This is a genomic window from Methylomonas sp. 2BW1-5-20 (assembly GCF_052474515.1).
In genome coordinates this window covers 1287429-1309301 of sequence record NZ_CP184127.1, presented here as the reverse complement: position 1 = coordinate 1309301, position 21873 = coordinate 1287429, and the positions used below count along the sequence as shown (strand labels likewise).

The 21873-nt window shown below is 51.4% G+C and carries 19 protein-coding genes and 1 pseudogene; 12 read left to right on the top strand and 8 right to left on the bottom strand.

Annotated elements, in window-relative coordinates; translation table 11 throughout:
• Positions 1-3: 3 nt before the first annotated feature.
• The 4 genes from ACH50O_RS05955 to ACH50O_RS05940 form a co-directional block, all read right to left on the bottom strand.
• On the bottom strand, positions 4-216 hold the full coding sequence (locus ACH50O_RS05955) for a TraR/DksA C4-type zinc finger protein (protein WP_036274010.1): 213 nt from the start codon (positions 214-216) through the stop codon (positions 4-6).
• Positions 217-243: 27 nt separating this feature from the next.
• Complete coding sequence (locus ACH50O_RS05950; protein WP_446811107.1) at positions 244-1863, bottom strand: putative bifunctional diguanylate cyclase/phosphodiesterase; 1620 nt, start codon at positions 1861-1863, stop codon at positions 244-246.
• A gap of 190 nt (positions 1864-2053) precedes the next feature.
• The gene (uvrB, locus tag ACH50O_RS05945; protein ID WP_446811106.1) at positions 2054-4150 is read right to left on the bottom strand and encodes an excinuclease ABC subunit UvrB; all 2097 of its coding nucleotides are present in this window, start codon (positions 4148-4150) and stop codon (positions 2054-2056) included.
• A gap of 32 nt (positions 4151-4182) precedes the next feature.
• Positions 4183-5355 (bottom strand): ABC transporter substrate-binding protein, encoded by a 1173-nt coding sequence (locus tag ACH50O_RS05940; protein WP_446811105.1) that lies wholly within the window; start codon positions 5353-5355, stop codon positions 4183-4185.
• Between the two features lie 192 nt (positions 5356-5547).
• Here ACH50O_RS05940 and ACH50O_RS05935 point away from each other — a divergent pair, with 192 nt between their 5' ends.
• From ACH50O_RS05935 to ACH50O_RS05910, 6 genes and pseudogenes are all read left to right on the top strand, one after another.
• The gene (locus tag ACH50O_RS05935) at positions 5548-5937 is read left to right on the top strand and encodes a PilZ domain-containing protein (RefSeq protein WP_446811104.1); all 390 of its coding nucleotides are present in this window, start codon (positions 5548-5550) and stop codon (positions 5935-5937) included.
• Positions 5938-5949: 12 nt separating this feature from the next.
• Complete coding sequence (locus tag ACH50O_RS05930) at positions 5950-6777, top strand: MOSC domain-containing protein (protein ID WP_446811103.1); 828 nt, start codon at positions 5950-5952, stop codon at positions 6775-6777.
• Positions 6778-6938: 161 nt separating this feature from the next.
• A pseudogene (locus ACH50O_RS05925) lies at positions 6939-7492 on the top strand (REP-associated tyrosine transposase).
• A 327-nt stretch (positions 7493-7819) separates the two neighbouring features.
• The gene (locus ACH50O_RS05920) at positions 7820-8992 is read left to right on the top strand and encodes a hypothetical protein (RefSeq protein WP_446811102.1); all 1173 of its coding nucleotides are present in this window, start codon (positions 7820-7822) and stop codon (positions 8990-8992) included.
• A gap of 491 nt (positions 8993-9483) precedes the next feature.
• The gene (locus ACH50O_RS05915) at positions 9484-9966 is read left to right on the top strand and encodes a hypothetical protein (protein WP_446811101.1); all 483 of its coding nucleotides are present in this window, start codon (positions 9484-9486) and stop codon (positions 9964-9966) included.
• 414 nt (positions 9967-10380) lie between these two features.
• Positions 10381-11271 (top strand): OmpA family protein, encoded by an 891-nt coding sequence (locus ACH50O_RS05910; protein ID WP_446811100.1) that lies wholly within the window; start codon positions 10381-10383, stop codon positions 11269-11271.
• Between the two features lie 112 nt (positions 11272-11383).
• Here ACH50O_RS05910 and ACH50O_RS05905 read toward each other — a convergent pair whose 3' ends face one another.
• The 4 genes from ACH50O_RS05905 to ACH50O_RS05890 form a co-directional block, all read right to left on the bottom strand.
• Positions 11384-13219, bottom strand: a complete 1836-nt coding sequence (locus ACH50O_RS05905) for an Hsp70 family protein (protein WP_446811099.1) — start codon at positions 13217-13219, stop codon at positions 11384-11386.
• A complete protein-coding gene (locus ACH50O_RS05900) occupies positions 13216-13860 on the bottom strand; it encodes a DUF2760 domain-containing protein (RefSeq protein ID WP_446811098.1) in 645 nt (214 codons plus the stop codon). Before ACH50O_RS05900 ends, ACH50O_RS05905 begins: the two co-directional genes overlap by 4 nt.
• Before the next feature lie 133 nt (positions 13861-13993).
• A complete protein-coding gene (locus ACH50O_RS05895; RefSeq protein WP_446811097.1) occupies positions 13994-14380 on the bottom strand; it encodes a hypothetical protein in 387 nt (128 codons plus the stop codon).
• Positions 14381-14871: 491 nt separating this feature from the next.
• Positions 14872-15132 carry a hypothetical protein gene (locus tag ACH50O_RS05890; RefSeq protein ID WP_446811096.1) on the bottom strand — a complete coding sequence of 87 codons (261 nt, stop codon included), beginning with the start codon at positions 15130-15132 and terminating at the stop codon, positions 14872-14874.
• 309 nt (positions 15133-15441) lie between these two features.
• Here ACH50O_RS05890 and ACH50O_RS05885 point away from each other — a divergent pair, with 309 nt between their 5' ends.
• From ACH50O_RS05885 to ACH50O_RS05860, 6 genes are all read left to right on the top strand, one after another.
• The gene (locus ACH50O_RS05885; RefSeq protein WP_446811095.1) at positions 15442-16377 is read left to right on the top strand and encodes a hypothetical protein; all 936 of its coding nucleotides are present in this window, start codon (positions 15442-15444) and stop codon (positions 16375-16377) included.
• Positions 16374-17465: a flavin monoamine oxidase family protein gene (locus ACH50O_RS05880; protein WP_446811094.1), complete on the top strand. Its 1092-nt coding sequence runs from the start codon at positions 16374-16376 to the stop codon at positions 17463-17465. Before ACH50O_RS05885 ends, ACH50O_RS05880 begins: the two co-directional genes overlap by 4 nt.
• A 14-nt stretch (positions 17466-17479) precedes the next feature.
• The gene (locus ACH50O_RS05875) at positions 17480-17941 is read left to right on the top strand and encodes an amine oxidase (protein ID WP_446811093.1); all 462 of its coding nucleotides are present in this window, start codon (positions 17480-17482) and stop codon (positions 17939-17941) included.
• A gap of 27 nt (positions 17942-17968) precedes the next feature.
• Positions 17969-18589 carry a glutathione S-transferase family protein gene (locus tag ACH50O_RS05870; protein WP_446811092.1) on the top strand — a complete coding sequence of 207 codons (621 nt, stop codon included), beginning with the start codon at positions 17969-17971 and terminating at the stop codon, positions 18587-18589.
• Between the two features lie 221 nt (positions 18590-18810).
• On the top strand, positions 18811-19614 hold the full coding sequence (locus ACH50O_RS05865) for a spermine synthase (RefSeq protein ID WP_446811091.1): 804 nt from the start codon (positions 18811-18813) through the stop codon (positions 19612-19614).
• On the top strand, positions 19611-21722 hold the full coding sequence (locus tag ACH50O_RS05860) for a YgiQ family radical SAM protein (RefSeq protein ID WP_446811090.1): 2112 nt from the start codon (positions 19611-19613) through the stop codon (positions 21720-21722). Before ACH50O_RS05865 ends, ACH50O_RS05860 begins: the two co-directional genes overlap by 4 nt.
• Positions 21723-21873: the final 151 nt, after the last annotated feature.

Below are 21873 nucleotides of genomic sequence, written 5' to 3'. Positions count from 1 at the left end.
GGATCAGCCTTTTTCCAGCTCGGTTTGACACGACAAACAATATTTACAGGCAATCGCCTGACGCCGCGCTTCCGGTATCGGTTCGCCGCATTCCTCGCAATGGGTGGCGGATTCGCCGGTATAGATGGCTTTACGCGTCTCGGCAACGAAAAGCTCGGTCATCTTGTCCATTCTTTCCAAAATGGCGTCGGTACCGCCAGCCCAAGCCGTGGACATTATTGCTGCTCCTGAATATTCATATCTTTAACGATTGGCTTCCAGCCACAGACCAAAATCGTCGAACGAGATCGGCTTGCTAAACAAATAGCCTTGCGCCAGATCGCATTGGTAACTGGCGAGTTTGTCCATGACTTCTTGAGTTTCAACGCCTTCGGCCGTGACCTGTAAACCCAGGTTGTGCGCCAGGTTGATGGTGGCTTTGACGATCACCGCATCGTTCTCGCTTTTTAACAAATCCACGACAAACGATTTGTCGATTTTTAGTTCGGTCAACGGCATGCGTTTTAAGTATGCCAGTGACGAATAGCCGGTGCCAAAGTCGTCGATAGACAATTTATACCCCATTTCGTGCAGACGCTGAATCACTTCCATCGCCCGCTCCGGATCGGTCATGATAGAGCTTTCGGTAATTTCCAGCATCATCCAGCCGGGCTTGATATTCGCTGCCGCGGCGACACCGGCCATCACATCCGGCAGTTCCGGATCGTGTAAATCCTTGGCGGATAGATTTACCGAGATAATCAATTCCCAGCCGCGCTGGCGCCATTCCGCGCACTGCTTGAAAGCTTGTTTCAACACCCAGGATGTCAGATGCTTGATCACCCTGGTTCTTTCCGCCATCGGAACAAATTCGTCCGGTGCGATGAAACCGTGCTTGGGATGCTGCCAACGTACCAAGGCCTCCGCGCCGTAAACCTGTCCGGTTAATACCGACACTTTGGGTTGGTAGTAAATATGTAATTGCTCTTTTTCGATGGCCTGGCGCAATTCGCTCATCAGCGTCAAACGGCGCGGACTGTGATCGTCGTAAGACGGCGCATAAGTGGTGTAGCCTTCGTGCGACTGGCCGGCGACGAATAATGCCACGCCGGCTTTTTGCACCAAAGTATCGACATCGTCGCCATGCTCGGGAAAATTGACGATACCGATGTTACTGTGGATCACCAGACTCAGACGCTCGACTTTAAACGCCGGATCCAGAGCCGCCTGAATGTTCTTCGCCAAGGTCACGCCGGCCGTTTCGTTATCGACCGCGGACAACAACACGCTGAAAATATTGCCGTCGATGCGGGCGACGCTATCGGTGCCCAACACCACGCTTTGCAGGCGCGTGGCTATCTGTTTCAAGATCAGGTCGCTGCTGTTGCGGCCCAGCGTGTCGTAAACTTCCTTAAAATTGGCCACTTCCACCAACAATATCGACAGCATTTTATTCTGATTGCCGGCTGCTAAAATCGCCTGCTCCACCCTATCGTAAAACAACACCCGATTCGGTAAGTCCGTCACCGCATCGTGAGTGGTGGAATAACTGACTTGCTTCTCCAGCGATTCGGCACGGGAACGCAATTCCTGAGTTTGATCGAATATCATCGCCCCGGCTTGATAGGCGATCACCGAGCTGGAATATTGGCCCCAAAATCCGAAAATGAACGGAAGCGCCTCAAGCATCCACAAGCCATAGTTATCGGTTTGCGCTTGGATAACGCCATTCAACGATATTTCGCCGACGTAGTAATAGCTTAATGCCAGCAGCGCACTGACAATACTCGCCAGCGCAATCGCCACACCTTGATAAGTGGTTTTGGAAACTTCGCTTTTCAACACCCGAACGTTATCGTTCAGGATACTCTTGGCGGCAATCATTTTATTTCCCGCGTCCACAACATAATTTCACCGTCGCACCGACCAAAGTTCGTAGATTTGGTTACGGTCTATTCGGCTGACGTTTACCTTGAATCGAGCAGTGTCTGCCAACCTGTGTTTTAAAACCGTTTGTCTCGATAAATCTTGTCAACTATAGCTAGCGGAACGAGTTATTACAAACCCGTTCCAATCAAACCACCATCTCGGCCTGCAACAACTTTATCTGATCCCTAATCCGGGCCGCGTCTTCAAATTCCAGATTTCTGGCATGCTGATACATTTTTTCTTCAAGCTGCTTAAGCGCTTTGGCGGCCTGTTTCGGCGTCATCGCTTTATAGTTGCCGGCCGGTTCCGCGACTTTGGCGCGGGCATTGGAAATGGAACCGCCGGAACCGGGAATGGCCAGTTCCAGAATATCCGTCACCGATTTGAAAATAGTCTTCGGTTGAATATTGTGCTCTTTGTTAAAGGCTATCTGCTTATTGCGGCGGCGTTCGGTTTCGTCCATGGCAAGCTGCATCGAACGAGTGATTTTGTCGCCGTAAAGAATCGCTTTGCCATTAGCATTACGGGCCGCGCGGCCTATGGTTTGCACCAGCGATACCAGCGAACGTAGAAAGCCTTCCTTATCGGCATCCAGAATCGCCACCAACGACACCTCGGGAATGTCCAAACCTTCTCTTAACAAGTTGATGCCGACCAGCACATCGAACACGCCCAGCCGCAAGTCGCGGATAATCTCCACCCGTTCCACCGTTTCGATGTCCGAATGCAAATAACGCACTTTAACGCCATGCTCCATCAAATAATCGGTCAAATCTTCCGACATGCGCTTGGTTAAGGTAGTGACCAGCACCCGCTCCTGGACCGCAGTGCGTTTGGTAATCTCCGATAGCAGATCGTCCACCTGACTCGTCGCCGGCCGCACCTCGACGATGGGATCGACCAAGCCGGTGGGGCGTACCACCTGTTCGACTACCGCGCCGGAATGTTCTTTCTCATACGGGCCGGGGGTGGCGGAGACGTAGATACGCTGACCGCAGATTTGTTCGAACTCTTCGAAACGCAATGGCCTGTTATCCAAGGCGGAAGGCAATCTAAAGCCGTATTCCACCAGGGTTTCCTTACGCGAGCGGTCGCCTTTGTACATGGCGCCGATCTGCGGCACGGTGACATGGCTTTCGTCTATGATCACCAGCGCATCGTTGGGTAGATAATCAAACATGGTCGGCGGCGATTCACCATCCGCACGATTGGACAGATGCCGGGAGTAATTTTCGATGCCCGAGCAATAACCCACCTCCATGATCATTTCGATGTCGAATAGCGTGCGCTGCTCCAAACGTTGCGCTTCCACCAATTTATGATTGTCGCGCAATTGTTCCAGGCGTTCGGCCAATTCGATTTTGATTTTTTCCACCGCGCTGAGTAATTGATCGCGCGGCGTGACGTAGTGGCTTTTCGGATAAAGCGTGAAACGCGCCAAGCGTTGCGTTACTTCACCGGTCAGCGGGTCGAACATCGACAGCCGCTCGATTTCGTCGTCGAACAATTCGATGCGTAAGGCTTGTTCTTCCGATTCGGCCGGAAACACATCGATCACCTCGCCGCGCACCCGGTAGGTAGCCCGGCGCAGTTCGGTATCGTTGCGGGTGTATTGCATTTCCGCCAAGCGGCGCAGGATGTCGCGCTGCTTGATCATATCGCCGCGCACCAGATGCAACACCATCTGGAAGTAAGACTCCGGTTCACCCAAGCCGTAAATCGCCGACACGGTAGCCACCACAATGGTATCTCGCCGCTCCAGCAAGGCTTTGGTGGCCGACAGCCGCATTTGCTCGATATGCTCGTTTAACGACGCATCTTTGTCGATAAAGGTATCTGAGGCTGGAATATAGGCCTCGGGCTGATAGTAGTCGTAATAGGACACAAAATACTCGACGCTGTTGTCCGGAAAGAACTCCTTCATTTCGCCGTACAGCTGTGCCGCCAGCGTCTTGTTGGGCGCCATGATCATCGCCGGCCGCTGAGTTTGCTGGATCACGTTGGCGACGGTAAAAGTCTTACCCGAACCGGTCACGCCCAGCAAGGTTTGATGTAACTCGCCATCATTAATGCCTTCCACCAATTCGGCGATGGCGGTGGGTTGATCGCCGGCCGGTTGATAACGGCTTTGAATCTTGAACGGTTTATGCGCAGGGCCTTTTTTTAGCGGCTTCGCCTCTTCCACGCCAAGAACACCGCTGATCGCTGACTGGCTGATCTCCATACGCCGTTTATCGCTCATTCCTGTCCTCCGTGGTTTTAGACGACACCGGCTTATTTACACGCCGTTTCCGGCTGGTCGTAGCCTAAAGTATCCAATTCGGTTTTGGGATGTAAAAAGCCCTCTACCGGCGCGACAGCAACCAGCGAGCGCGGGGCGGCCAACAATACCGGTTGCCGTAATTGACCGTCCCAGGGACGGAACGATAAGGGCATGCCTTTGTAACCTTGCAATGCAAAAGCCTCGGAGAGCATATAATCCTTGATCGCTTGGGTCTGGTTCGATTTGGTGCGGACACTGGCCTCGCCTATGGCCCGCACGGCCAGATAGGCGGCGTAATCTTCTTCTTCCATCCAGCGGCCCACGGTATCCTTAAATCGGTTTTGCAGTTGCACCGCTCCCCATTGCTCATGGGTTCTATGCCAGGCGGTGGCAATCAAACCTTGGGTGCCGATTACCGGGCGCGGTTTCCAGGTTCTGTAGTCCAAATATTCGCCGAACAAGCCCTGCTCGTCCGCCACCACCAATACATCGTAATCCTCGACTTGCGTAAAAACCGCCACATCGGATTGCGCGGTGCGGCGCGCGTCATAATCGTTGGTCCAGGCTTTTTCCGCCACCAGTTTGATGCCGAAGCGCTTAACCGCGCGTTTGATGGCGGCGGCGTAAAGTTTGTCGGCCGGCGCGGGACCCACCACCAAGAACCAGTTTTGCCAGCGCTTTTTCAACATATATTGCGCCAGCGCATCGGCCCTCATGGCCCGGCTGGGCAATATATGCAAAACCTGATGCCGGCAATCGCCATTGCGCAATTCGTCGTCGCTGGTGGCGGCGTCGAATAACAATTTGTTTTTCGCGGCGGGCAAATCGGCGATTTTATTCAATTGGTCGGCTTGTACGTTCAAAACCACCAAACCAATATCGTCGCCAAGTTGGTTGAATGCCTGCTGCAAATCGCCGCCGACAGGCACTACCACCTTCTTCAATTCGAAATGCTGGCCGGTAAATTGGCCGGTGGTATTGTTATCGGCAACCGCCAGTTCCGCACCGACCTGGCCTTTATTCGGAATAAACGGGTCGAGATTGGAAAGCGCCGGCGGTGCAGGCAACTCTTGGCTGAAATAGCCGATTTTGACCAGCTGTTTTGCCGGTTCGGCCGGTTTAGCGGTCTGAACCGGTTTTGCGGGTGCTGCTTTCTTGGCCGGCGCAGCAATTATGTCGCTCATCGGCAGCGCGGCGATCCAACAAAAGCAAAACGAAATAAACGTACTTTTTTTCATAATTTGGAGCGGCAAGAAACAAAAGCGCCATTTTAACGGATTCAGTTATGGCGGGCTCGGTCAATAATCGTCAAGCTCTATTGAATTTTAGCGGTTTAACATCAATACTTAGCCACCTTTACATTCGCCGCGTTTGCCATGTCAGAGCCAGACTTCTCTTTAGATTTTCTCGATCAAGAGGTTACGATTGATAGCTCATGGTCTAACAAGCGCAGTGCGGTTCGCTATCTGCGCAACGACATCCGCGCCGCCATCAAGATCCATAGCCTATGGTTTCCGCGTTTATTTCCGGTAGCGTTGCGCGACATCAGCAGTCGCGGCGCAGCGGTGTTCAGCGAAAAAAAACTCGGCAAAAATAAGCGCATTTGCCTGTATCTGCTGTTCAACGACAGCGCCCGTTTCGATATTCAAGCCGTCGTGGTGCATTGCGATCACGCAAACGGCCGTTACGGCATCAAGTTCGATAATATCGAACAGTCTTTAGCCGAGCATTTACTGCACACTCAAACCGATCTGTTATTCAGCTAAGCACAAAATAACATGCCAGTACTCAGTCAAATTTATATATATCCGGTTAAATCTCTTGCCGGAATTCGGGTGGATCAGTGGCCGGTAGACAGCAAAGGCTTGCTGTACGATAGAAAATGGATGCTGATCGACAGCGACAGGCAATTCCTCAGCCAGCGCCGCTTACCGAAAATGGCGCTGATCAAAACCCGCATCGAAGGCGAGCGCCTGATCTTGTCCGCCCCCGATCAGCCGGATTTATCCCTGCCCTTGCAAGCGCAAGACGGCGACGAACTCGAAGTCGTAGTCTGGCACGATCATTGTCGGGCCAAAACCTGCGGCGATGCCGCGGACGCCTGGCTAAGCGGTTTTTTGCAAACCGATTGCCGGTTGGTGTATCAAACCGATGACGATGTTCGTAAAGTTGATCCTAACTATGCGTTGGATAGCGATCAAACCGCGTTTTCCGATGGTTTTCCGTTTCTGATCGTGTCGGAAAATTCCCTGAACGCCCTCAACCAAGCGATGCAGCTGGAATTTGACATGGTTCGCTTCCGGCCGAATTTAGTCGTCGCCGACTGCGACAGCTATGCGGAGGACGCTTGGCGGCGGATTACCATCAACGATATCGGCTTTAGATTACCCAAGCCCTGCTCCCGCTGCTCGGTACCCACGATAGATCCATTAACAGCGGAAACCGGCAAGGAACCGTTGACGACATTGAATCGTATGCGTAAATGGCAAAACAAAGTGTATTTCGGGCAAAACGCCTTGCATGACAAACCGGGCTTCTTGTCGGTCGGTCAGCCGGTGAGTATTGAGGAAATCGGCGAGCCGCGGCCACCGGTATCCGCAACTTAAAAATTCCGCCAATCCCACTGCTGGTTTCAAACTCACGGGACGGGGATGACGCTCCGCTTCTCCGCCCTGCGGTCCTATTCCGAGTAGTCTGTTCAAAATTTCAAACTGGCTGTAGGGCGGATAAGCGTAGCGTCATCCGCCAAATTGGCTAAACTTGGGTGATGCCAAACTATCGACGCAATCGCATTCCCGGCGGCACCTATTTTTTCACCGTTAACTTGCTCGAACGGAAATCGTCGCTACTGATCGAGCATATTGCAGCGTTACGAGAAGCGGTGCGAGTGGTCCGGGACAAGCAGCCATTTTATATCGATGCATGGGTGGTTTTACCTGATCATATGCATGCGATTTGGACATTACCACCAGGTGATGATCAATATTCCAACCGATGGCAAGCGATAAAAAAAGCCTTCTCGAAAGCGATACCTAAAACCGAATATCGCTCAGCAATCAGAATGAAACGCCACGAGCGAGGCATATACCCAAAGGGCACAAGTGGCAACGTCGATTTTGGGAACATACCATTACCAATGACGCCGACTACGCGGTACATATGGATTATATTCATTACAATCCGGTCAAGCATGGTTTGGCAGTCACAGCTAAGGAATGGCCTTATTCAAGTTTTCATCGTCTGGTTAATATGGGGATTTACCCATCAAATTGGGCAGGATTAGATTTGGCACCATTCGACGCGGTTGAACCGCATAATTGACTGTTTTAACGGCGGATGACGCTTTGCTTATCCGCCCTACGGCCCTGAAATTATACGGCTTATGAAATTGCTGAATTGGTATTATCGACCCGTTGCGGTCTGTCGTACGAAGTGATTCAATGGCTGAGAATTGGCAATTAGCAGCCATTAATTTTAATATATTGGTGACTCAGAATGACCACTTGCCAAAACAAATTGAAAGGTTGTTTCGGTAAAGTGCAAAAATGACAAGAGTTAAATTATGTCGATTCGCGCCGATTACAACTCGCTCAACACGAATAGGCAAAAGCAGTCTAGTTAAATCGTTAGTCAAATAAAGAAAAACCTATGCCTCAAGGATTAACCGAGTCTGAAAAATTTGTGAACTCTATTAGTGAAAGAGCTTTTCTTTCACTCTGGACTCATCCAAATCCAATAGGCAAAAAAGATAAGGAACTATGCGATTGTTTAATTGTTTGTGGAAATCATATCGTTATTATTTCTGTCAAGGATATCCAGTATAAAGATACAGGGGATCGGGCAGGATGGGATAGGTGGGTTAAAGCTGCAATTGATAAATCTGCTTCGCAGATATGGGGGGCAGAAAGATGGCTAAACTCCGCACAAAGCTTCACTAGACATGATGGCCGTCAAGTAGATTTGCCATCAAAAGAAGAACGCAAAATACACCGAATATCCGTTTCACTTGGAGCAAAACGGCAACTTGCTACAAAGTCTGGTGATCTTGGTAATGGGATAGTACATGTCTGCGATGAATTTAGTTTAGGGGCGATTTTTGGCTTACTCGACACTATCACGGATTTTGTAGGATTCTTAACTGAAACAGAGTATTTAATTTCTAGAGCGAATGTTATTTTTTCTGGTGGTGGTCTTGAAGACCTTTTAGCAATCTACTTAAACAACAATTATTCATTTCCTTTTGAAGAAGCTGATTTACTAATAATTGATGACACCATATTCAAAGGATTTATAGATTCTGATAGTTATAAGGCTCAACAACGCTCATTGAAGCCTTCATATTTTTGGGACAATTTAATTGAGCACTATACTAAAGATTTACTAACGGATGGTATGTTTGATTATTCAACTAAGGAAGTCACTGATAACCAATTGGTTCTAATCCAAATGGCATTACAGCCCAGAGAACATAGAGCGAAGCTTGCAGAATATTTTATTGAATTTTTAGAAAAGCCCGGATTGGAAGTGGCTTCTAGGGTAATCTTGGCATATCAAAATACTGCTTTCGTTTTTTTAGTTGGCGATAGTAGGGAAAGAGAATCCAGACTGAAAGAGCTGAGTATGAGGTGTCTAGTTGTTCGTGGTAGGCTTCCAAGCGTAGGCGTTGTGGTTGGAATTGCTACGGATAGACCTAGTGAGTCTAAAGGGCATTCGTCTGATCTGGTTTATATTGATATTCCAGAATGGTCAGACGAACTAGAAGCTCAAGTTCAACTCATTCAGAAAGAATTAGGTTATTTTAAAAATGTAGCTTGGAATTGAGTTCCAGCAAAATCCTAACAATGCACCAATTAGGATACAAGTTATACAGCGCTTCGTTTGCGCCGCACAGCTTTAACGCGAACGATGAATGTCAGGTAATTGAATCTCTGCGGACATAGAGCGCAAAGCTTCGAATGTCAGGAAGTGGCCGAACTCGAGCATTTGAACTGGATAACCGCACACGAACCAAATAACCATCAGAGATTCCCACCCAATTTAAACCGGCTATAAAAATAGCAACCCCGTGTAGCGTTCAGGTTCGGATGGGTTTGAATCCCTATCGTTTTTCAACTAGACTCAGTCCGCAACCCAATGGCGACTCATTTTGGCCGTTTACGCAAAATGCGTTGTTTGCCGGTTGTCGAAAGCGGCAGTTTAAGCGTGCTGCAACTGCCGAGCCACTCCCCTCTCTTTAAAATGCCAGGATTCAAGCCGTTCGATGCTTGCATCTGCATGAATCGCGGTATTAATTTTTTTAACCAGGAGCGATTATGAACAACGATTTAGTCAAGGGCGAACTCTCCGCCGACCAACAAAACGCCGTCATGGGTTTGATCGGCCAAATTCAGAACCTGTTGCCGTTTTTGACCGATTTAAACGCCGACGAACGCCGGGCCTTGCCCAAGCTTGGAGACAAGAGCCGGGCGTTTGTGGACCAGGGCTTGGTGTTGGCCGTGCAAAATCCCGGCATATTGCCGCGCAGTTTCGATCTGGACGAATATCAGCGCGACGTGACCTTAGTCCGGCAGTTGGAGCCGCTGGTTTTGGCCTTGGGCCAATTGCAAGGCCGGCTGGAGGATACGTTTTTGGCGGCGGGCAGCGACGCTTACAGCCAGACCTTGCTGGTCCATCAAGCGGCGAAACTGGCCGGCAAGAACGGCGCTCTGGAACAACACCTGGACGGCTTAAGCCGCCGCTTCGCCAGAAAATCGACCAGCTCTTCCTCACAGGCCGCGACACCATCCGCCCACTAAGCCGATAGCGCTAATTGACTTATTTTCTTGGCCGTTGTCCAAATTTTCTCCGACGGCCAAGCTTTTTTCTCGAGCATTGGACAAAATTACTCCAACGTTTTAGCTCGGAGCTCGAGCGATGCAGCGCTGAGGGAGAACGATCGAGAAAATAGCTCGGACGTTCTAATTCAGAGCTCGGTCGATCGAGAAGTTTTCTCGGCCAATTGAGCTCGGAGCTCGATCGTTCAAGAAAATTTCTCGGTCGTAGCGGTTCCGAGCTTGATTGATGGAGAAAATAACTCGAACGCTGATGATTTGATTGCAGCGCTTTAAGCCATGATTAAGCAAGCTTGGTTTTAATTCGCGCACACTTGTGGGGATTGTCGTATCGGCGGACAATTCTCGAGTTTTTAGGCACTCACGTTGGAAAAAACTATGACAAAAAAAATACTTATATCGGGCATCATCGCGGCATTAACCACGGCTTGCGCTAACAATCCCTACACCGGCCAATCGGGTATGAGCAATCTGGGTAAAGGCGCCGGTATCGGCGCGGCGGTCGGTGCCGGCGCGGGCACTTTATTTGGTGGTAACGACTGGAAAAACGCCGGCCTGGGCGCATTGGCCGGGGCCGCGGTCGGCGCGGGCGTCGGTTATTACATGGATAAACAACAGGAGGAAATGCAGCAATCGCTGCAAGGCACCGGGATTGAGGTGCAACGGACCGCCGAAAACCAGTTAACCCTGAGCATGCCCAGTACCAGCAACGTCACTTTCGCCTTCGGCAAGGCCGATTTGACCCCCGAGGCCCAAAACGCGCTGGATCCGGTGGCTAGAGTTTTAACCAGCTACCCTGAATCGACTATTTCGGTAACCGGCCATACCGACGACGTCGGTTCCGATGCGGACAATCAACGCTTATCCGAAGCCAGGGCGACCAGTGTGGCCAACTTTTTGGGACAACGCGGCGTAAACCGCCTGCGCATCTCCCAACAAGGCTTGGGCGAAAGCTCGCCTAAAGTACCTAACACCAGCGATGCCAACCGCGCGATCAATCGCCGGGTAGAGTTGGCGATTAACGCCAATCAAAATGCCGGTGCCGCGCAACAACCGCAGCAACAGCAACAAACCCAGCCTTATCAACAACAAGGTTATCCGCAGCAAAATCAACCGTATCAGCAGGGCTACCCGCAACAACAAAGTTACCCTCAGCAGAATCAGCAATACCAGGGTTACCCGCAGCAACAGGGATATCCGCAACAGAACCAGCAATATCAACAATATCCGCAGCAGCAGTACCAACAGCCTTATTATCAACAGCAATAAGGCTTTAGATATAGCTAGCCATCATAAAAAACCCGCTTCTTTCTTTGAAAAGAAGCGGGTTTTGTTTTTACAGAGGCCAAAGCGGCGGCTCAGCCTCTATCTATAGTTAATTTCAAGATTCGCCAGCCCTGACATCAAACTCGATTTTCCAGCGCTGTTGATCGCGTTTGGAAACGGCTTTTAACTCCAAAGTCCCCACTTCGGTGACTGCCGCCGACAAATGCACCGGGACGATGTCCCCGGCATGGCGGCCTTCTTCCGGCAAGGTAATCTCAATCTCGTCCAACTCTTCCAACTCGTCGTCTTGCCAATAATCCAGGCGTACACCCACGGCATCGTCGCGGCGGGTTTTTGACCCAAAAAAGCGGAAGCGCACCGGTTCGCCGATCACCAAGCCGAATTCGTCATTGGGCAATTCCTGTTCGCTGCCCTCTTCCATGCCGAACGGCGCGATGCATAAGGCTTCGATTTCCGCAGGTAAACCAGGCACTGCCGGCATGGAACTCTCGATCCCCACGTAATAAGCCGCCGCCGTGCCGCCCTTGATCCTGACGCCTTTGCCTTTGCGGACAAATCCGTAATAAGCCGCGCCGCGCGCCACCGCCAGATCCAGATCGGCGCCTTGTAATAGCCGGGCCGGCGCGGCTTGTTCGGCCTGCAACCAGTTATTTAGAATCTGCATCAAGCGCTCGGCCATCAAACCGGCTTTTAACACCCCACCGTTGAACAACACCGCAGTCGGATGCAGGAAACTGGCGTGTTGCGGTAACACATGATCGGATAACTCGCCGGTCGCTTCTTTTTGCCGCGATAAAAATGCGGCCAGATGGCGGGTGATGCCGGCATCCTGCGCATACGGCAAACCGGCGGTACGCAAACCGCTGCGCGGCCTGACCACCGGTCTTTCTTCAATGGGCACCCACGGTAAAAAGCCCTCGACCAAGATGCGGTTCAGCTCGTCCCGAGTCAATTCGGTGCGCAAAGTGCCGCCGATCAAGGACGAACCGCGACTCGCTACCACCAAAGGCATGCTGCCCAGCTCGGGTTGATTGAAGAGTTTTTCTTTCGCTTCCCGGCAGGCATGGGTCAAGGCTTGCAATTGCCAGGACTCCAGACGCTTACCGCTTTCTTGTTCCAATTTGGCTTTCACGGTATAGGCCAGGGCCAAGTCCATATTATCGCCACCCAACAGGATATGATCGCCGACCGCCACCCGGGTCAGTTGCAGATTCCCGTCCTGTTCGGTGACCGCAATCAGCGACAAATCGGTGGTGCCGCCGCCGATGTCAGCCACCAAAATCACATCGCCGATTTGCACGTGATTGCGCCAATCGCCTTCGCTGTTTTCAATCCAGCTATACAAGGCTGCTTGCGGTTCTTCCAGCAATACCGCTTGACCTAATCCCACGGCGCGCGCCGCTTCGACGGTCAATTCGCGCGCCGCCGGGTCAAACGAGGCCGGCACGGTGATGGTGACATCCTGATCTTGTAAATGCTGTTCCGGGAAACGATGATTCCAGGCATCGCGCAAATGTTGCAGATAGGCTTTGGTAGCCGCAAACGGCGAAATCCGTTCCACATCTTCAGGTGCTTCCACCGGCAAAATCGCTTGCTTGCAATCGACGCCGGCATGGCACAGCCAGCTTTTGGCGCTGGACACCAGCCTGATAGGGGTTTTGCTGCCCAGATTGCGGGCGATTTCGCCAACCAAGTATTCGGGTTTGCCGATCCACGGTAAAGCGGTTGAGCCTTCGGCGATCTCGGCCGAATGCGCCAGATAGGTGAATGAGGGTAATTGCGCCTTGTCTTCTATCGTGCCGGGACCGGTTAGTTGCGGAATCGCCAACACATCCAGCACTACTTGATCGTCGTCGGCTTCCAGATCGACATAAGACAAGACGCAATGCGTGGTGCCTAAATCGATACCGACCGAATAACGCGCGGTCATAATTCCACCTCGGCCGGCGCGACGATTTTGGCGTTATGGCCTTCGGTTAGTTTTGGTAAACGCAGATCGGTGATTTGCCAGCCTTTATGCACCAAAGTACCGGTAAACGGCGCCTCGCCGACGATATTGCCTGTCAAACGAAACGACGCTGCATCGAAGCCTTTGTTTAAAGTCACCCGGTTGCCTTCGGGATCGTTACTGACCGGCGCCAAGGTGAAATGCTCGCTGACGGCTTTGCTGCAGCCTTGATGCACCACCCGCGCCGCCGCGCCGATTTCGGCATCGGAAAAGGCGCTGACGTCTTCCTTGATAAAGTCGATAAAGCGGGCTTCTTTTTGCAACAAGCTCAATAATTGCAAAGCTGCGTCGGGAGTAGCCTCTTTCAAAACTACCGGTTCCGGTACCGGCGCCTGGACGATTTTTTCCACTTCGACAATCTTCTCAACAATTTTGACTTCCGGTTGCGGCGCCATGGGAGCGACTGTCGGTACGGCCGATTTACAACGGCGCATGCCCAATAGTACCGAGACTAAAACCACAATCAAGATCAAAGCCAACAGGGCGGCGGTACCGGCCAGACACACATGCCACAAATCGAAGGTGGTGGGACGCAGGGATAAATCGATAGTGTAGGTATTCATGAAAAACGGGTGATGATTAGTGATTGAAACAATGGCTTAACCGTCTCTTGTTCAAACTTGACGCAAACAGTTAAAACCGGTGCGGTATTAAACTTCTGCGAAATTTCACTTGGAGACCATATCAAGCGGAAGATCAGTTGCCCGGCATACCGGCTTTCTTCGCGGCTTCCGCATACATCAATTCCTGCAGCAAGTTGCGTGTTACTTGGATACGCATTTTTTTTAAATGCCGATCGGCTATCTCGCCCGGCACTTCGGCATCGGTATACACTTTACGTATTTCCGCCAGTGTCGGCTCGCAAGATTTAATGATTACATCGGTGGCATTGCGGCTTTCCAACTTGGCAAATTCAGGCTTTCGCATCGTATCCACCACACATTTTTTATAGGTGTACTGCGCCTGCTGAATTTTCTGGATCGTTTCGTCTTTTAAGGTGGTTTCGTTCCACTCTTCCTTGGCTTCTTCCGCACAGGCGACACCTGCGACCATCATCAAAGCGACAATTAAACGGTATTTCATGATTTGCTCTCCAATGGGGGCGTAATATTGGCTGGCGATTTTACGCGATGCCGGCTGAAATGAACAATCAGTCGGAACCGACAGCCCATCGGAAAATCTCTAGCCTAGTCTGCAAATACGCTGCGGCGTGTTGTTGATGTAGCCAAGCACCGGGCAAGTTCGCGCTTCAACGCCAGAACAGTAAGCTACCGGGTAGCGAGCAAAAAGCGACGGCAGGTGGCAAAACTCACCATTGATGAACTAATTATCAAATTCCTGATGGCGTTGCCAGACTGACGCTGCCATGGAGATATTAAGATGGGCCTGTTTTCATTTTCGGCACATCAGCTAGCGCCAAGGAAAACAAGAGAATGAACTGGAATACTGCAGAGCTTCGGATAGGTTATCCGAAAGGGGGAAAGCAACGTCGATTTTTTGCGGACAGCCATAGCAAAAAACGCATCGCCTCCCCCATTTACATCTACTAATTAATCACAACAATTGAAATACGCTTAAGCTGCCGCGTCGCAAACTTCTTTAAACTCCGGGATACCGGCGGTTATGCGAATGCGTAAGAAATTTAACTGTCTTTGCAATTCATCCTCGGCATCGCCGACGCTTTTAAACACCTGCACCATTTTTTGATCGTTCAACAATTCCGAATAATTGGCATCGATGAATTCAAGCACTTCCGAATCCATTTCAGTGATGCTACTCAGAGCAGCTTCCATTTTACCTAATACTGCCTTTAACTCTACCAGATCAACAGCCATACTAACCCCCATGTCAAAAATTCGATTATATCAGCGCCGGCGCGGGTTTGACGCAAATAACCGTAAAATTTTACCGAGAAAAAACTAACCAAAATGGTGCACTAATACCAAGCCCCACCGGCGTTCCAACATATGGTACGACTCTCCTTACAAAAACACCGCTTTTGTCGCATCCACGACATCGTTTGCCGGGTCCGGTTGGGGCAGTAACGCCCTTGAAGCCATGCCTTTCACGCCCATTCGGCGTCATAACAGTCAATTGGCCTCATTCTTGAATGCCTGAGGGCATTCGCCATCAACAACCCAATCATGGAAAACATTTTCCCTCTGCCCCGCCCGACGCCTCCCTCACTCAAACCGAACAAGCCGGTCATACAAGCGGGCCATCGCTACCGCATTGATACACAAAATCCGGCTGATAGCCTACTCGGCGACTTGGAGCACGATCTACAAAACGGTTTGCTCGGCGCCTACCAACTGAGCACAGATAAGGCAATCGCGACAGCAGTCGATATTAAGCAATCGCCCATACAAGCATTTGTTTGGAACAGCGAATTGCTTAACCCGTTACTCAAAACATGCTTGTCTATCGCTGCCGACCATCCGCAACAGCCGGGTCAAAACCGTTTAACCGTGTTAGGCACAAGCTTGGCGGGGCCTGAAGTAAGCTTAGTGAACAATACCCCCGTACTAAGCATTACGCCGCGTTTTGAACTGGAATGGGCTACGGCCGCATATGGCAGCCAACTCGGTGTATTGCAGTTGGTCGAATCGACCCGGACGGCGCATTTAGCCAACGGCGAAAACATCGTGTTACTCGACACCGAAGCAGCGCATGCCGGCCCGGTGTTATATCTACCGGGTACTTCAAGCAATTTGCCGATCACGGCGTTGGGTACGATGCAACAGCAAGGCCTATTGGACACCCTGCTACTCGAGCATGCAATCACGCAAACCATTCCGCCGCAAATCGCCGGCAGCAGTGTCGCTTCAGTCAGTGTTTTGGAAAAATATACGGTGTACTTCATGCAAAACGCCGGACCTGAGCAACCGAAGCGCTATATTTGGGTGCCGGTACATTTACCTATAGTTTGGGGTTGGAGCATTCGGGTACAGCAACGCTATGACGGTGTATGGGATGTTTTCCGTAAAAAGCTGATCATGCCGAGCGCATCCACCGAAGCACCGCAGTTGCCCATATGGCGCAGCAATTCCCTGTTGTGCGGGACCACGCAGGCGCTATGAGCCCTATGTTGGACGTGGCAATCGTTGGTGCCGGTTTATCCGGCTTATCCTTGGCGGAAAAACTGCAGCCTTACAAATCCAATATCGCCGTGTTTGAAGCAAGAGACCGTTGCGGCGGCAGAATCTTGTCCGAACTGATACCCGAGCAAGATTTTGCCGTAGACCTGGGCCCGACTTGGCTATGGCCGGCCGATCAACCGCGAATCTCGGCGCTTGCGGAACGACTGGGATTGACGCTTTTCCCGCAATGGGATCGCGGCAACAGCCTCTATCAAGTTAGCGCCGACGCCGCACCCGTTACGTTTGTCGACACTCAAACTCACGCGGAGGCTAGACGCGTCGAAGGCGGTTGCCGGCGGTTTATCGCCGGGCTATTGCAACGCATACAATTGGATATATTGCATCTTGGACACCGCTTGCAAAATCTGATCGATCAAGGCAGTCATGTCGATCTGGTCTTTTTAACCGAAGGGACGCGTCTTACTTACCACGCACGTCAAGTCGTATTGGCCGTTCCCCCAAGACTGGTGGCGGAAAACATTAGCTTCGAACCGGCACTCGCGCCCGAATTACTCAGCCTTATGCGGAACACGCCCACCTGGATGGCCGGGCATGCGAAGGCGGCCCTAGTGTATCCAAAGGCGTTTTGGCGCCAGCAAGGCTATTCCGGCAACGCTAGCGCGCCATACCCAAGCGCAATACTGGGCGAAGTCTACGATGCCTGCCCCGCAACTTATGGCGCCGGGAGCTTATTCGGCTTCTGCGGCCTTCCAGCCGAACTTCGAGAACGATATCGCGATAGTTTGCCGGCACTTATCGTTCGCCAATTGGTTGGCTTATTCGGCGAAGCGGCGGCAACCCCGCAAAATTTGCGCATTCACGATTGGAGCCAAGAACCATTTACGAGCACCGCACTGGATCGCGCCCCCATATTCGAGCATCCCGTGTACGGTCATCGAGCCCTACAGCTCGATCACTGGCAAGACAAACTGCATTTCTGCGGAACCGAAACAGCCGGCAAATCCGGCGGCTACATGGAAGGCGCCTTGGAAGCCAGCGATAGGGTTTTTACCGCATTAACACTTTAATTTAGGACTTTGATATGAACGATCCAGCGCTCAACGCGGCCAGCATCGGCGAATTTAGCCGATTTATCTCCGAACAAAAAGCCGGTATGAAGAAACAGTACGATCACTTGTTGGCCCACGATCTGTCTCATCAGCAATGGGATGGTTGTTTTCAACGCAATGTGCTGATCGTTTTGGAAAAAACCTATCAGGACGCATTGACTCATTTGAAGACCCTGCCTTTCGATCATAGTGCCAGTGCCGTCAATCAGGGTTTAAGCGATTTAGCCAAAGCAGTATTGGCTAAATTCGACGGTTTCATCGACGAATTCCTGTTGCTAGTGGTGGATAAACATCGCACATCCTGCGCACTTTCCAACTTTCCCGACGAGCATAAACCGGATCAGGTTTACCTCAGTGCCGTGCGCAGCGATATCGCCCTGTTATGGCGGAATTTTGCGCTGGATGTTAACGCTTATTTTCTGGAATGCCGTTAAGGCCCACTTTTATCGTCAGGAAAATTTATGAAATTTTATTTAACGCCCGGCTCCTGCTCCACCGGCATTCACATTCTGCTGGAAGAGCTGGATCTGGTTTTCGAAGCCTATATGGTGAATTTGCTGGCTGGCGATCAGCATCAAGCCGATTATCTGGACATCAATCCCAAAGCCAGCATTCCCACCTTGGTCCGCAACGACGGTACCGCCTTGACAGAATTTCAAGCCATTGCCTACTGGCTGGCCCGCAGCTATCCCAAAGCCAAATTATTACCCGGCGATCCGGACGGCGATGCCAAAGCTATCGAGTTAATGGACTATGCGGTCGGCACTCTGCACGGCCAAGGCTTTGCCCGAATTTTTACCACGGAGAAATTCACGCCTAACCCTGCCGATTATGAGGCGGTTAAGACGCAAGGACTGGATATAATCAATAAAGCCTTTGCGATTTTAAACCAGCAGTTACCTGCCGAAGGCTATGCATTGGGCGCATTCAGTATCGCCGATGCCGCTTTGTTTTACGTTGAGTTTTGGGCTGATAAAACCGGCGTTACGCTGCCGGAAAACTGCTTGAAGCACTATCGTTTGATGTTATCGCGTCCGGTCGTTAAACGTGTGCTGATGGAGGAAGGTTATCGAGTGGACTGATTTTTTATCTCCGCGCCATCTGCTCGATAAGCAAAACCGTCTTCTCCATACCTTCGATTTACGGTGCGAAACAATTCGCACCCATACCCGTAAAACAAGCGCCACTGGCTCAATATCCCTTGTTTTTACAAGGTGACTAAATTGTCATCAACGCACGATTTACAAGACAAGCGCCGGATTTTCAAGGAAAATAGCTTTATCTTTACCGTTCGCTACACCGCATGTACAAATATGAAGGCTTGGTGGTACACCAAAGCCACGACGACGAAGGCGTCATAGAAATCGTTGACAAGGAAGGCGTCAGAGCCTTGCACTTCGGTTCGCATGCCCGGCAAAGCAGTATGCTGCTGGCCGAACCCGACCGACTCCATTCGCTGTATGCACGGGCCATGATGGCTGGCTTGATGTTTCACGACACGCCCCGCGAAGTATTGATGATAGGTTTAGGCGGCGGCACCATCGCCAAATTCATGCTGCACCAATTTGCCGACTGCCGACTCAAGGTGGTTGAATTTCGCGGCAGCGTATTAAAAGTGGCACGTAGTCATTTCGGGTTGCCGTTCGATCCGCGTTTGAAAATCAAGATTGGCTGCGGCGCGCAACATGTACGTCAGGCCAGTCAGGTGCAAAGCGAACAACACGACTTGATCGTGATAGATGCTTACGACCACGACGGCATGGCACCGGAAGTCAGTAGCGAAACTTTTTTCGATAATTGCCGAACCTTGCTAACCAAGGACGGTCTGCTGGTGATCAATCTATGGGGTACCGACAAAGACATGTTCCAACAAGTGGCCTGGAACCTGGGCCGCATATTCGACCGGCGCATGTTGTTTTTGCCGGTCCGCAGCCGCGGTAATGTGATCGGTTTTGCCTTTGGCGAAGCCATGGCAAAGCCCGGTATCAAGCAACTGATCGATAAAGCCAGGCATCTGGAGCAGATCTATCAGCTGGAATTTCCCACTTATCTGCTGGATCTAAAACGCCACAACCCCAACATCTTCAACCGGATCATAAAATCGTGATACACAACGCTCCCAACATCTTCGGCTACAAAAAATACTGGGCGCACCGCTTCGGGCCGGCGCCGGAATTGCCGATGACGCTGGCTGAAATGCAGCAATTGGGCTGGGATGCCTGCGATGTTATTCTGGTTACCGGCGATGCCTACGTGGATCACCCCAGCTTTGGCATGGCAGTGATTGGGCGGGTTTTAGAAGCGCAAGGTTTCCGGGTCGGGATTATCTCGCAACCCGATTGGCATAGTGCCGAGGATTTCAGACGGCTGGGCCAACCCAAGCTATTTTTCGGCGTGACCGGCGGCAATATGGATTCGATGGTGAACCGGTATACCTCGGATAAGAAAATCCGCTCCAACGACGCTTATACCGCCGACGGCGCAGCCGGTAAACGCCCGGACCGCGCTGTCAATGTCTATGCCCACCGCTGCCGGGAAGCCTATAAGAACGTGCCTATCGTCATCGGCGGCATAGAAGCCAGCCTACGCCGGATTGCCCATTACGATTATTGGTCTGACAAAGTGCGCAAGTCCATCTTGCTGGATTCCAAGGCCGATTTACTGGTGTACGGCAACGCCGAGCGACAAGTGGTGGAAATCGCCCAGCGTCTGGCAAAAGGTGAAACCATCGCCGATTTGAAAGGCATTCGCGGCACCGTGCATTTTGTGAAGCAGGTACCGCAGGGCTGGATGGAAAAAGATTCCACCGATATCGATAAGCCAGGCGCGGTTATTTCTCATGTGAATCCCTATCAGGAAATGCCGGCATGTGACGATAAGCCTGAACTTGCGGCAGATGAAAAGGTTATCCAATTCAAACCCATCGCCAACAAGCAGCGCACGCAAACCGTGATCCGCTTGCCGGATTACGAAGCAGTAAAAGACGATCCGATTCTGTACGCGCACGCCTCGCGCGTGATGCACGGCGAAACCAACCCCGGCAACGCCCGCGCATTAATTCAACGCCACGGCAACCGCGAAGTGTGGATCAACCCACCGCCATTACCTTTGACTACACCGGAAATGGACGGTGTGTTCGACCTGCCCTATTCCCGGCTACCGCACACGCAATATGGCAAGGCCAATATCCCGGCCTTTGAAATGATCCAGCATTCCGTGTTGATCATGCGCGGCTGCTTTGGTGGCTGCAGCTTTTGCTCGATCACCGAACACGAAGGCCGCATCATTCAGAACCGCTCGGAAGATTCCATCATTCGCGAGATTGAAGCCATCCGCGACACTTCGCCGAATTTCACCGGCCATATCTCCGACCTGGGAGGACCGACTGCCAATATGTGGCGATTGGCCTGCAAGGATCCGAAAATCGAAGAATCCTGCCGCAAACCGTCCTGCGTGTATCCGGGCATTTGCCACAACTTGAATACCGATCAGACGCCGCTGGTCAAACTGTACCGGCGCGCCCGAAAATTGCCCGGCATCAAAAAAATCTTTATCGCCTCCGGCCTGCGTTACGACATTGCCGTGGAAACCCCGGAATACGTCAAAGAACTGGTGACTCATCATGTCGGCGGTTACCTAAAAATCGCCCCGGAACATACCGAGCAAGGACCGCTGTCGAAAATGATGAAGCCCGGCATGGGCACTTACGACCGCTTCAAGCAGATGTTCGATAAATATTCGAAGGAAGCCGGCAAGGAGCAATACCTGATCCCCTACTTCATCGCCGCCCACCCCGGCACCGAAGATAAGGACATGCTGAACTTGGCGTTATGGCTAAAACGCAACGGCTTCCGTGCCGATCAAGTGCAGGCGTTTTTGCCGTCGCCAATGTCTATCGCCACCGCCATGTATCATTCCGGCAAAGACACCTTGCACAAAGTGGCTCGCAATAGCGCTGATATAGCGATTCCAAAGAGCATTAAACAGCGACGCTTACATAAGGCTTTTCTGCGCTATCACGACCCGAAAAACTGGCCAATGCTGCGGGATGCCTTGAAAGACATGGGGCGCGCGGATTTAATTGGCAATGGCAAGCAGCATTTGGTGCCGAGTTTTCAGCCGAAAAGCGATGACCAAACAGTCAAAACACGATCTAAAACCACACCGTTCAAAACCAAATACACCGGACTCCCCAAAAAACGATCGGTGCGCTAGCCTTGTGGTGGCCAATCGAAAGACCTCGTAACAGTTAGGCATTGGCATTGAAGGTATTCGCTTCCGCAAAAAAACTTCAGTTCCTTACAGCATTTCTACTACACTTGGTCGGTCATCAAACTCTAAATCCCGGCCCGAACTTGACCTGAGC